This is a genomic window from Pseudomonas sp. FW306-02-D09B (assembly GCF_058782685.1).
The window spans coordinates 42,946-55,625 of sequence record NZ_JBYSXY010000009.1; the positions used below are offsets into that span (position 1 = coordinate 42,946).

The window sequence follows — 12,680 nt, forward strand, 5'->3', positions numbered from 1 at the left end:
GGTAGTCATGGATATTCAGATAATTGCACGTGATGGCGAACCCGAATATGCGGTTCTGCCGTGGGCTCAGTATCAAGCGTTATTGAAAGCAGCAGGCGTCACTGAACAACCACCGCGTGAAGCGACAGTCCGTCACGCGGCCACAGCAGACCAGGTTCTTCCAGGTCTGGATCAACTACGCAGTTTGCGCGAAGGGAAGGGCATCGCCATTGAGGCGCTGGCCCGCACGGTAGGCATCAGCCCGTCTTACCTGGCCTTGATCGAAAGTGGCGAGCGTCAACCTGACGCAGCGATTCGCCGCAGCCTGGCCTGGGAATTGACGGTGCCGGGATGGAGGGATGAATCGTGAGCGTACGCATCAGTCGTCAGCATTGGGACGGTTTAATCGGCGAGCTGGATCAGGCCCGTCGCCAGCGTCATCTTTTGACGTATCGCGCTTTGCTTGAGCGTCTGCAGTTACCGAGCCCAGCCATGCAAACCCTGACTGCCGCGCTTGAGCACCTGGCGGCTCTGGATGCACGGGCCGAGCAGCCGTTGCGCAGCTCGCTGGTGATCAGCCAGGGCGCGAGCCGTCTGCCGCGCACCGGGTTTTTCGAGTGCGTCGAGCGCCTGGGGCGTTTCTCCGGGCCTTCCGATGGCGTGGCTGCCGCGTCCTGGCATGCGTCGGAAGTAGTGCGGGTGTTTGAGTACGAATACCCTGAATCTGCGGAGGCCTGAATGCTCTGGCGACTCAAGGCCCGTGCCAGTTACTGGCTGGCACGCAGGCTGTTTCATTGGTCATGGTTTGTCCGCCAGCCACGCGGCTGGAGCTGGCTTGAAGGCCAGTTCGCGCGCATGGCGAACCTTGGTGATGTCGGTGCGCAAAGCTTCTATGGCCACATCCTGACGTTCCGTGGCCAAGGGCTCGGTGCCCGTGAAGAAGGCGTACGTTTGTTGCGCCTTGCCGCATTGGCGGGGGACGGTAAAGCAGCCTATCAGGTCGGGGTGATCAGCCTTGCCGGAACACCGAGCAAGGCCCCTGACGCTGCCGAGGCGGCGCGTTGGTGGAAGATGGCGGCCAAAGCCGGACATCCGCTGGCCGAGATCAAGCTCAAGGAACTGGCGTCACGTGATGCTTGACGGCCACTCTCGCACCGGCTGATCCGGTTAGCCTGCGATCGCGGGTGAGCCACTTTCCTACAGGTGTTTGTAAAGTATTCGCCGATCAAGCAGTGCCCGTTCTGCTTGATTGAGCCATCCCCTTCGCTTTAACGAAATACCCTACATCATCCTCCGTTTGTCCTGACTTCATTCCCCGCGCAATCCCCGCACAGTCTCGCGTCCCACAGTGACCGCGCGAAGATTGAGAATGCTCGATCCAAAAAACCTGCAGGCCTTGAACACTGCCATTGGCCATCTGGTCATTGCTGCGCTGAACCCGAAAAGCCCGGACATTCAAGCCGTCTTCAACGACTTTCGGCACTGCCTCAGTGACTACGATTCCTGGGCCGATAGTTTCTGGACGGGCGCAGCGCTGGATGTCGAGCAGGTGTTCAAGGTTGGCAACGACGTCAGGCTCAGTGCACCGAAAAATTCGACCACTCCGATCAGCGCCACCGTTGCGTCCTGTCCGGCCGGCGGATCGTTGACCCTGGTGCACATGTTCGAGGCGGCGCGTTTTGTGCCGATCGGCAATACCCCGGTGATGCTTGAAGCATTGATCGATGGGCCGGGAGGGGATGAGGTGGTCGGCGAGCCGGTCCACGCAGTTATCGGTCCTGGCGGCATCCTCGAAGTCCCCGAATGCTGGCGCGGCCAGCGGCACCGAATCACCTTTTACCCCAACGTCTCTCAAGACCACGTCAAGGCGCTCTACGCCTCTTATCAAACCACCATTGCCGAGCTTGAGGACTGGCTGCAAAGCGAGTGGATGAACGAGTTTCAACCGTTGTGGGTGAGCTTTTCGCAAAGCGGTTTTATCGAGCGCTACAACGCCTTGCAGCAGGCTGATCAACGGGGTGTTGAAAGCGCCTTGCTCGACCTCTGGGACGATGTTCAGCAGTTCTATCACTTGCTGGCCGACCTGCAAGCTAACAGTGAAAAGCTCCTTGAGTACCTGACCCAGGCCGAGCTCGAAACCCTGCTCAACGCTTCCACAGAAGCGATTGCCAATGGGTTGCTGGTGCTCAGCGATGAACCGTTGCTGTTCATCTATCTGACGGCCGTCACCAGCTGGTTGCGGATGCTACCGCCGCAGTACGAAGCCGAAGTAATGGCCGAAATACGTACAGGTGTGTTGGTTGGATTGCTCCTGGCTTGCGTGACCGGACCGATGGGCGTTGGGGCCGGTGTGGGCGCCAAAGTGCTGGGGAAGATCAAGTCGCCGCGTGCTCGACAGTGGTTGGCAGCCTTGAGCATCCGACTGGCGCAAGTGTCGAGCAATCAGCGTTTCAGCAGTCATGCCGATGCGCTCAAGCCGCTGATGGTGAGTGCCCGAAATGCGTCGCTGGCGCCAACACCCCGGGGGCCACTGAAGATTACCCCTGGCGAAGCGCCGATCCTTTACGTGAAAAACCCTGCGGCCATCGCCCGCAACAAGTCTGGACCCAAGACCAGCCTGAGCAAGCAGGAGCATCACGACAACGCCCCGGATCAGGCGAAAAACCCCAAGGGCGACAGTGCCGACTGCGTTGCACTGACTTGCACCAACGGCTGCCCGGTGTCGATGGTCACTGGCGAAGAACTGCTGACCCTCACCGATGGCGAGCTCGATGGTGTGCTGCCGTTCGCCTTCACCCGGTTGTACCGCACCAGCGCAGTCGAAATCGATAGCGGATTGGGCTTTGGCTGGAGCCACTCGTTGGCGCATCGCCTGGAAATCGACGGTGACAACGTCATCTGGATCGACCACGAAAACCGCCGCACACGATTTCCGAGACCGAGCGTCGAGCGTCCGGCGATCCACAACAGTTTGTCCCGTGCAGCGATTTATCTGGGTGACGACGTCGATGAACTGATCCTCGCTCAGGCCGGTGAGGCGACACGGTTCTACCATTTTCGTGACGGTAACCTCACGGCCATCAGCGACCCTTACAACAACCGCCTGCGTATCACCCGCGATCGCCAGGCGCGGATCAAACGTCTGGACAACGGCGCCGGTCGCGCCTTGCTGTTGTGTTACGACCGGCGACATCTGATCGCCGTCGACTATCAAGTCTATCGTGCGGCTGCGAGTGCCGATGAAGCCTGGCAGACCGAGCTAACGCTGGTCGCCTATCGCTATGACGACTGCCATCGGCTGATCGAAGCCATCAACGCCGCAGGCGAAAGCGAGCGTTACGACTACGACAATCAGGCGGTGATTCTCCAGCGGCAACTGGCTGGCGGCGCGAGTTTTTTCTGGGAATGGGAGCGCGAAGGCAAAGCCGCCCGATGCGTGCGGCACTGGGCGAGTTTTGCGCAGATGGACGCCCGTTATGCCTGGGACGATAACGGCAGCGTCACGCTGCACAACGCCGATGGCAGCCAAGAGGTTTACGTCCACGACCAGCAGGCGCGGCTGGTGCGCAAGGTCGAGGCGGGCGGGGCCGAACACCTCAAGGCTTACGACGATAACGGTCAGTTGGTGGCCGAGAAAGATCCTCTCGGCGGTGTCACCCAATACACCTATGACGACGCCGGGCGGTTGCTGGCGGTCATTCCGCCAGAAGACGAACCGACTTACTACGAGTATCACAACGGTTTCGTTCGGGTGATGCGTCGGGGCAAGGCGCGTTGGAAGTACCAGCGAAACATCCAGGGTGATATCGCTGAGCAAATCGACCCTGATGGGCATGTCACCCATTACCAGTACGATGATCGAGGGCGACTGCTGTCGATCCGCTATCCGGACACCAGTCGGCATGTGTTCGTCTGGAACGGCTTGGGGCAACTGACCGAAGAGCAATTGCCGGACGGTGGCCGGCGGTATTTCGCTTACGACGCATTGGGCCGGCAAAGCCGTCGTCAGGATGCACAGGGTGCGGTCACCCAGTATCAATGGGACGTTCTCGGCCGGCTGATCCAGACCACTTTGCCTGGAGGTGTCACCCGCGCCTTCAGCTACAACGCCTACGGAAAACTCATCGCCGAACGCGATGAGTCGGGCCAGGTCACGCGCTACGAATACGCTGATGACCTGCATCTGGTCAGCCGTCGCATCAATGCCGACGGCAGCCAGTTGCACTATCGCTACGACAACGCGCGGTTGTTGCTCAGCGAAATCGAAAACGAGGTAGGCGAAAAGTATCAGTTGGCGTACGGCGCCAACGGACTGATCGAGCAAGAAACCGGTTTTGATGGTCGGCGCACCGCGTACCGCTATGACCTCAACGGCCATCTGCTGGAGAAAACCGAGTTCGGCGATGACGGCTCAACGCTGATCACCGCTTACCAGCGCGATGCGGCGGGGCGCTTGCTGGTCAAGACCTTGCCCGATGGCCAGAAGGTCGACTATCGCTACGACAGCCTTGGTCGTCTGGTCAGCATCGATGACGGTCGCGACCACCCGTTGGAGTTCGAGTACGACCAGCAAGACCGACTGATCACTGAGCATCAGGGTTGGGGCACCTTGCGTTATCGCTACAACGCTTGCGGTCAACTCGATCACCTGCGCCTGCCGGACAACAGCACCCTCGACTACCACCATGCCAAGGGCGGCGCGCTCAGCGCTATCGACCTCAACGGCACGCGGCTGACCACGCACGTCTTTGACGCGGGACGCGAACAGCAACGCCAGCAGGGTCAACTGCTCAGTCGGTATCTCTACGATGAACAGGGTCGATTGCGCGCCCACGCGGTTTCTCATGCTGAGCAGCCACGCCATCGTCGCGATTACGCCTACAGCGCCAACGGCAACCTCGACTTCATTGCCGACAGTCGTCACGGCCAGCGCAACTATCACTACGATCCGCTGAACCGCCTGGTTCGCGTCCGCCACTCTCGCGATCCACAGCAGGAAAGCTTTGCCCATGACCCTGCCGGCAACCTGCAGATGCACGATCGCCCGGGCCTGGCGACGATCAAAGGCAACCGCCTGCTGCTGCAAGGCGACCGCCATTACGACTACGACGCCTTCGGCAACCTGATCCGCGAACGCCGAGGCACCGGGCAGAAACTCGTCACCGAATACCGCTACGACTGCCAGCACCGGTTGATCGGCATCACGCTGCCGGATGGCAAAACTGCCAGCTACCGCTATGACGCCTTCGGTCGGCGCATCGCCAAAACCGTCGATGGCCACACCACCGAGTTCTTCTGGCAAGGCGACAACCTCGTCGCCGAACGCGGCAAAGAACACTACCGCAGCTACCTCTACGAACCCGGCAGCTTCCGCCCCCTGGCCATGCTCGACGGCTTCGGTCCGCGCAAGGCCTGTCCGTTCTACTACCAGCTCGATCACCTCGGCACCCCGCAGGAACTGACGGATTACAGCGGCGAGATCGTCTGGTCGGCGACCTACAAGGCCTACGGAAAACTCGCCAGCCTGAAGCACTTTGGCGAAGAACAGCTTGAGCAACCGTTGCGCTTTCAGGGGCAGTATTTCGATGCTGAATCAGGCCTGCACTACAACCGGCATCGCTACTACAATCCGGACATTGGCCGCTACCTGACGCCGGATCCGAGCAAGCTGGCGGGTGGGTTAAACGGGTATCAGTACACCCCGAATCCGACGGGGTGGGTTGATCCGTTGGGGTTGTCATGCCGATGCCCTGGAGAGATAGAGGCGGATGGACCATTTAGCGAGATTGTTCCGGGTGGAGGTTTAGCGGCACATGAGGCTCAAGGAGGGCATCTTATTGCGAAGCATGTCGGTCGGACAGAGGTGCAGTTGCGAGACAGGCTCAATGCCGAGCCACATATACCAATAGCATCGACGTTTCCAAATAGGGCTGCTGCTGAGTCAACAGTTTTAAGTGTTATAGCTAAAAATGAGGAGATAATTGATGATTTTCTGAGCGGTAGAGCGCGCAAACTTGTTATTGCGCAGCAAATGCCAGTACCAATAGGCGTTGGAGTCGTTCGTCATAGTGGAAAACTCGAGCCTTTATCTATCGTCAAATTGATACTTCAGAGAGCGCCAAATTCGCCGACTGGGTACAATATATTAACGGGGTATGCAAGTGATCGATGATTCTTTTTCACAGCTTTATCAGTTCTTGGGAGCCTATTTTAATGAGGATTGGATGTGTGAGTATGAGGCGGCTGATGATGTTGTAAGGTCTTTTCTATCCGACTCTACCGTGGAGGCCATTTCAGGAGTGAAAAATGAAATTTCTACTCTGCTAGAGATGCATAAGTGTGAGCTTGAGTTAAGAGAGTTTCTGCTGAAAAATATGAGCTGCTGCTACTGCTACTGGCATGAATGGGAATCGGGGGAAGTGTGGTTGAATCATGTTGTTAGTATTCTTGGCGAGTGAGCGATATTTGATATGTAGATCTATCACTTGTCTTGAATAATGGGTGTGAACGTAAACTTTCCCAGCTGCACGATTTTTTTGGAGCGTACTTTCATCAAGATTGGACGCTTGAATATGAGGCTCCTGAGCAAGTGATTGATGCTTTTTTAGCCGATTCTGACCCCGAGGATCTAATGCTGGTGCGGCAAGAGCTCAATGCGCTGCTTAACCAGAAGAAGGATGAATTGGAATTAAGGGAGTACTTATTGAAAGAACTGAGCTGTTACTACTGCTACTGGAATGCGTGGGAGTCAGGTGAGTTATGGTTGAGGTATATTGCTAGTCGTATTAAGTGACAAACAAAGAACGGAGCGTGTAAACGGGACAGATTTTTTTACAACACCCCCAAACTATCAATCACATAAATACTCCCCCCCTGAACATTCTTCGCATGATGCTTGGCCTGTGAGGCCATTTCCGCGAGTTGGCTGGCGTCGAGTTGTCCACAGGCCTCTGGGTGTAGATGCACCACGCCAATCGACAGCGACAGCAGCGCAAATTCCTGGCGGACGCCCTGACGATTAGGCGCGATGAAGCAGCCGGCCTCCAGGTGTTCGCTGCGGTAGAAGCGTCGGCATTGGCTGTGGAAGTCCTCGAGCAGCTGGTTCAGGCGCTTGCGCCAGTCTTCCGGGCCGAGGACCAGCAGGAAATCATCGCCGCCGATATGGCCGACGAAATCGCGGCTGGGGTCGACGCGGTCGTTCAGGCATTGCGCCAGGCACAGCAGGACTTCGTCGCCGCGGCCGTAGCCGTAGATATCGTTGAAAGGCTTGAAACTGTCGATGTCGACATAGCAGATCACCGACTCGCGGCTCTGTTGTAGCAGCCGGCTCAGGCACTGCTGGATCGGCACGTTGCCCGGCAACAGGGTCAGCGGGTTGGCGTAGCGGGCCTGCTGGATTTTCAGTTCGGTAATCAGTTTGAGCACGTCGATCACCCGACCCAGGCCGAGATAGCCGCCGTTGAGGGTGATGATGAAGTCCTCTTCGATGCGCTGCCGGGCGCGGCTGGTGATCAGCCGGCTGACCTGTTGCAGCGACTGGCTGAGCTCAACGGCGAGGAAGTCATCGCTCATTAGCCGGCTGATCGGCTTACGCGCGAACAGATCGGTGGCAAACGGCTTGAGCAGCGCATCGGACAGCGAATGACGGTGGACGATGCCACAGGGCTGACCGAGTTCGTCGAGCACTGCCAGCGAGTTCAGGTTGGCCTGACGACGGAAGGCTTCCAGCACGTCAGCGGTAGGGGTATCGCGGTGTACAGCCGGATGTTCGTTGAGCAGGGCGCTGAGGTCGCTGCCTTCATCGTTGAGCGCCACGGCGCTGCTGTCGTGCTTGGGCATCATCGTCCGGGCGTCCCGTGGCGGGTGCTCCTGCGGACGGCACAACAGATAGCCCTGCACCAGGTCGACCCCCATCTCGGTCAACACCGCGAGTTCTTCCGGCAGTTCGATACCTTCGGCAATGACTTGTGCCCGCGAAGCTTTGGCGATCTGCAGGATCGAGCCGACGAATTCGCGCTTGAGCGCGTCCTGATGAATGCCATCGATAAAATGCCGGTCAATCTTCACATAGTCCGGACGCAGTTCCGACCAGAGCCGCAGGCTCGAATACCCGGCGCCCAGGTCATCCAGTGCAATCGAAAAACCCATGGCACGGTAGTGATGCAATGCATTTTGCAGCAACTGAAAGTCGTCGGTCGGGGTTTGCTCGGTCAGCTCGATCACCACCTGACTTGGCGGAATGCCGAAGTCCTGGAGCATTTGCAAGGTTCTACCCGGTTGATGGCCGGCTTCGAGCAACGATTCGGGAGAGACGTTAAGAAAGAGCTTGCCCGGTAACTGCTGTTCATTGAAGCGGCGGCAGGCGCTGTGTCGGCAGGCCATTTCCAGTTCGCTGAGACGACCAGCCTGGCGGGCCACGGCGAATAACGCGATGGGCGAATGCAGAGGGCTGTTGGAGGGCCCGCGACTGAGGGCTTCATAGCCGAGGATGCGTCGTTCGGACAGTGAAACGATCGGCTGGAACAGACTGTGCAACCCACTTTGAGCCAGTATTGAACTCAAGGCACTCAGCTGTTCGGTCGTGGTCATGGCGATCTCTGGCGATAAAAAAAGGACCGGGCCCGCTCTTTTTCAAAGAGCGGGCCCAGTCCTTTATTTCACGACAGAATGATGACTGTTTGATGACGATCCGGGGATCGTCAGCATTAAATTGCCATCACTTTTTGTTGCTGGCGACCGCGGTGTTCAGCTTCAAGTAATCCAGCAGGATCCGCCCGGTTTCGCTCAGGTAGGCATCGTCTTCCGGTTTGGTCTTATCTGGTTCGGCCGCGATGGCGTCTTCGTCTTCTTTCTTCAGTTCCTTGAGCGGATCTTCGCCCTTGGCCTTGCGGCGGATGTTTTCCATCACCAGCTGCTTGGCTTCGATATCGGCGTGTTGCGCGCGACGTTCGGCTTCATTGAGGCTGACGGTTTTTTCCGCCATCAGCTTCTGGGCCAGTGCCAGTTTGTCGCGAATGAACACAAACTCCGCGTCCTTGGCCGAACGGGCATCATGCTCGGACTTGAGCTGTGCCAGGTACGGTTTGAACGGGTCGACTGCCGGCTTGATGGCCGGGCGAATGGTGTCCCACGGCATGGATTCCGGCAGGGCGCTCTCGCCGATTTCCTTGGTGTCGATGATCGACGGGAAGTCGACATCCGGCAGCACGCCCTGATGCTGGGTGCTCTGTCCGGAAACCCGGTAGAACTTGGCCAGTGTCAGTTTCAGCTCGCCATGGTTCAGCGGCTGGATGGTTTGCACGGTGCCTTTGCCGAAGGTCTGGCCTCCGATGATCAGCGCACGGTGGTAGTCCTGCATGGCGCCGGCAAAAATCTCCGAAGCCGAAGCAGACAGACGGTTGACCAACAACGCCATCGGGCCTTTGTAGAAGGCGCCCGGGTTTTCGTCTTCCAGTACATCGACCCGGCCGTCGGCGTTACGTACCAGCACGGTCGGACCTTTGTCGATGAACAGACTGGTCAGCTCGGTGGCTTCCTGCAAGGAACCGCCGCCGTTGTTGCGCAAGTCGATGACTACACCGTCGACCTTGTCTTTTTGCAGTTCGGTCAGCAGCTTCTTGACGTCGCGGGTGGTGCTCTTGTAGTCCGGATCACCGGCACGGAACGCCTTGAAGTCCAGGTAGAAGGCCGGGATCTCGATGACGCCGAGCTTGTAGTCCTTGCCGTCCTGCTTGAGGTTGAGGACCGACTTCTTCACCGCCTGATCTTCAAGCTTTACCGCTTCGCGGGTGATCGAGACGATCTTGGTGGTCTGGTCGTTTGGCGCATTGCTGGCCGGGATCACTTCCAGGCGCACCACAGTGCCTTTCGGTCCACGGATCAGCTTGACCACTTCGTCCAGGCGCCAACCGACGACGTCGACCATTTCTTTGCTGCCTTGGGCAACGCCGATGATCTTGTCGGCCGGTGCAACCTGTTTGGTCTTGTCCGCCGGGCCTGCCGGTACCAGGCGCACGACTTTCACCTGGTCGTTATCGCTCTGCAACACGGCGCCGATGCCTTCCAGCGACAGGCTCATGTTGATGTCGAAGTTCTCCGCGTTATCCGGTGACAGATAGTTGGTGTGCGGATCGTAGGACATGGCGAAGTTGTTGATGTACGCCTGGAAGATGTCTTCCGGACGGGTCTGGTCCAGACGCGACAGCTGATTCTTGTAACGCTTGGTCAGGGTTTCCTGAATCTGCTTGGGGTCTTTGCCGGCGATCTTCATTCGCAGCACTTCGTCCTTGACGCGTTTGCGCCACAGGTCGTCGAGCTCGGCAGTGGTCTTGAGCCACGGGGCGTCCTTGCGATCGACCAGCAAGGTTTCCCTGGTGGTGAAGTCCATCTTGTCGACGCCTTTGTTCAGCTCGACCAAGGCAAAGTCCAGACGCGCCTTGACGCGGTCCAGATAGCGCTTGTAAATCGTGAACCCGGCGTTCAGGTCACCGCTTTTGAGGAACTCGTCAAACTGGTTTTTCCATTTGTCGAATTCGGCGATGTCGCTGGCCATGAAATAACTGCGCGACGGATCGAGCAGCTTCAGGTAGCTGTCGTAGATGATCGCGGAACGTGCGTTATCGAGCGGCGGCTTGCTGTAATGGTGGCGCTTGAGCAACTCGACGACGTTAAGGCTGGCAATCACCTCGTCACGATCGGGCTGAAGGTTGTCCCAGCTATTGGCTGCGAACGTAGTAGGCGACAGCGACAAGCTGCCCAGGCCAATGAAAAGCGCAAGTGCGGTGCTGGGGAACAAATGCTTCATGCTGATTCGACGCGGGGGCAATTGATAACGCATATTAGGCCGTCTTTAAAGTCGCCGGTTCCACAAGGCTCTACGCAAACTGCTCGCGTATCGATCAGGCTGGATTAAAACTGCCTGATCGCCACTCGGCGAATTTTCGTACGACCCTGGGCCGGTCGCATAATGCAAAAAACCCGGCGCTACAGCATCGGGCTCAGTCCAGACTCACTATGGAGGCACTGTGAAAGCATTGCAAGGCGTTGAAGGTCGAGTGGAGTGGGTTGAAGCGCCCAGTCCGACGTGTGACGTAGGACAAGTTCGCATTCGAGTGGCGGCAGCGGGCCTCAATCGAGCCGATTTGTTACAGAAGGCAGGGCTCTATCCGCCACCACCGGGCGCCAGTCAGGTGCTGGGCCTCGAGTGTTCAGGTGTGATCAGCGAGGTCGGCGCAGGGTCGTCCTGGCAGGTCGGAGACCGTGTCTGCGCACTGCTGGCGGGCGGTGGGATGGCCGAAGAAGTGGTGGTCGATGGCCGTCACGTATTACCCGCGCCCGAAGGCTTGTCGCTGGTCGAAGCAGCAGCGTTGCCCGAGGTCTACAGCACCGCCTGGCTGAATTTGTTCCAATTGGCTGCGCTCAAGCCTGGTGAGAAAGTTCTCCTGCACGCCGGGGCAAGTGGGGTTGGTTCAGCTGCCATTCAGCTATGCAAGGCGTTCGGCAACCCGTGCTGGGTCAGCGTCGGTTCGGCGGACCGGCTGGCCTACTGCGAGGCGCTGGGTGCGCAAGGCGGGGTGGTGCGCACTGATGGGCTGGATGGTTTGCGTGACTTGGGGCCGTTCGATGTGATCCTCGACCCGGTCGGTGCCAACTATGCCGCGCTGAACCTGAAGTTACTGGCGCTCGACGGTCGTTGGCTGTTGATCGGCTTGATGGGCGGCCGTGAAGCGCCGCTGGATCTGGCGCAGGTGCTGGCCAAACGGATTCAGCTGCTGGGTTCGACCTTGCGTAGCCGTGACGAGCAGTTCAAGGCCGATCTGTTGAGTGACCTGAGCCAGCATGTCTGGCCGCTGTTCGCCGAAGGGCGCCTGAGCCCGCAATTGGCCAGGACCTTCCCGATCAAGGACGCTGAAGCGGCGTTCGCCGAGCTTGCGACCAATCGGGTGTCGGGCAAGTTGGTGCTGGTGATCGACGAAAGCCTGATTTGACTACTGAGAGATCGTTCCCACGCAGTGGGAACGATCAGGGTTACTTCCAGATGTGGATCGGCCAGCCGGCCTTTTCGGCGTGTTCGAGCAGCACCGGATCCGGGTTGACCACATGCGGATGGTCGACTTTGATCAGCAACGGCAGATCGTTGCGTGAGTCGGAATAGAAACTTGCGCCTTCAAGGTTCTCCTCTTCGGCGTCCAGCCACTCCAGCAAGCGAGTGATCTTGCCTTCGCGATAGGTCAGGGTGCCGACCGTTTTGCCGCTGTAGACCCCGTGAGTCACTTCCAGGTCTATACCGAGGATCTCGTCGATGCCCAGGCGTTCAGCGATGGGTTTGACCAGGTGCGTGCCAGAGGCGGAGATCACCAGAATCCGGTCGCCGGCCTTGCGGTGTTCGGCGATGGCTTTGCAGGCGTCGCTGAAAATGATCGGTTCGATGAAATCTTCGACCCATGGGGCCACAAGGTGCTCAATTTCTTCCGGGGTGCGTCCGGCCATCGGCTCCAGGCTGAAGGTCATGTAATCCTCCATGGCCAGGTGGCCCCTGCCATAGGCGTCCATCAATTCCTTGTCGCGCCGCAGGAAGGATTCGCCGTCGACCCAGCCGAGGCGGGCCATCTGCTCGCTCCACAGCGAGGCGCAGTCGCCGTGGATCAGGGTTTCGTCCAGATCAAAAATTGCCAAAGCCATCAGTGCTGCTCTCTCTTTAA

At 58.4% G+C, this 12,680-nt stretch carries 10 protein-coding genes; 7 read left to right on the forward strand and 3 right to left on the reverse strand.

The features are described 5' to 3' along the window. The first annotated feature begins 7 nt into the window (after positions 1-7). From AC3WK5_RS16380 to AC3WK5_RS16405, 6 genes are all read left to right on the forward strand, one after another. On the forward strand, positions 8-349 hold the full coding sequence (locus AC3WK5_RS16380; RefSeq protein WP_071553958.1) for a helix-turn-helix domain-containing protein: 342 nt from the start codon (positions 8-10) through the stop codon (positions 347-349). Then, the gene (locus tag AC3WK5_RS16385) at positions 346-717 is read left to right on the forward strand and encodes a hypothetical protein (protein ID WP_019693066.1); all 372 of its coding nucleotides are present in this window, start codon (positions 346-348) and stop codon (positions 715-717) included. The genes AC3WK5_RS16380 and AC3WK5_RS16385 overlap by 4 nt, the downstream gene beginning before the upstream one ends. Beyond that, positions 718-1,119, forward strand: coding sequence for an SEL1-like repeat protein (locus AC3WK5_RS16390; RefSeq protein WP_103319556.1), 402 nt, complete (start codon positions 718-720; stop codon positions 1,117-1,119). 229 nt (positions 1,120-1,348) lie between these two features. Next, the gene (locus AC3WK5_RS16395) at positions 1,349-6,151 is read left to right on the forward strand and encodes an RHS repeat-associated core domain-containing protein (protein WP_492574151.1); all 4,803 of its coding nucleotides are present in this window, start codon (positions 1,349-1,351) and stop codon (positions 6,149-6,151) included. Next, positions 6,141-6,437, forward strand: a complete 297-nt coding sequence (locus AC3WK5_RS16400; protein ID WP_103319937.1) for a contact-dependent growth inhibition system immunity protein — start codon at positions 6,141-6,143, stop codon at positions 6,435-6,437. Before AC3WK5_RS16395 ends, AC3WK5_RS16400 begins: the two co-directional genes overlap by 11 nt. 32 nt (positions 6,438-6,469) lie before the next feature. Further along, positions 6,470-6,772: a contact-dependent growth inhibition system immunity protein gene (locus AC3WK5_RS16405; protein ID WP_103319891.1), complete on the forward strand. Its 303-nt coding sequence runs from the start codon at positions 6,470-6,472 to the stop codon at positions 6,770-6,772. A gap of 38 nt (positions 6,773-6,810) precedes the next feature. Here the strand turns inward: AC3WK5_RS16405 and AC3WK5_RS16410 are convergent, their stop codons facing one another. Together AC3WK5_RS16410 and AC3WK5_RS16415 are read right to left on the reverse strand one after the other, a co-directional pair. Further along, positions 6,811-8,568 (reverse strand): bifunctional diguanylate cyclase/phosphodiesterase, encoded by a 1,758-nt coding sequence (locus AC3WK5_RS16410; RefSeq protein ID WP_103319893.1) that lies wholly within the window; start codon positions 8,566-8,568, stop codon positions 6,811-6,813. Positions 8,569-8,695: 127 nt separating this feature from the next. Beyond that, positions 8,696-10,783: a carboxy terminal-processing peptidase gene (locus AC3WK5_RS16415; protein ID WP_177474946.1), complete on the reverse strand. Its 2,088-nt coding sequence runs from the start codon at positions 10,781-10,783 to the stop codon at positions 8,696-8,698. Between the two features lie 220 nt (positions 10,784-11,003). On the opposite strand from AC3WK5_RS16415, the gene AC3WK5_RS16420 reads away from it, so the two are divergent. Further along, complete coding sequence (locus tag AC3WK5_RS16420; protein ID WP_054593524.1) at positions 11,004-11,966, forward strand: zinc-binding dehydrogenase; 963 nt, start codon at positions 11,004-11,006, stop codon at positions 11,964-11,966. Between the two features lie 40 nt (positions 11,967-12,006). Here AC3WK5_RS16420 and AC3WK5_RS16425 read toward each other — a convergent pair whose 3' ends face one another. Next, positions 12,007-12,660 carry an HAD family hydrolase gene (locus tag AC3WK5_RS16425; RefSeq protein WP_103319897.1) on the reverse strand — a complete coding sequence of 218 codons (654 nt, stop codon included), beginning with the start codon at positions 12,658-12,660 and terminating at the stop codon, positions 12,007-12,009. Positions 12,661-12,680 lie beyond the last annotated feature (20 nt).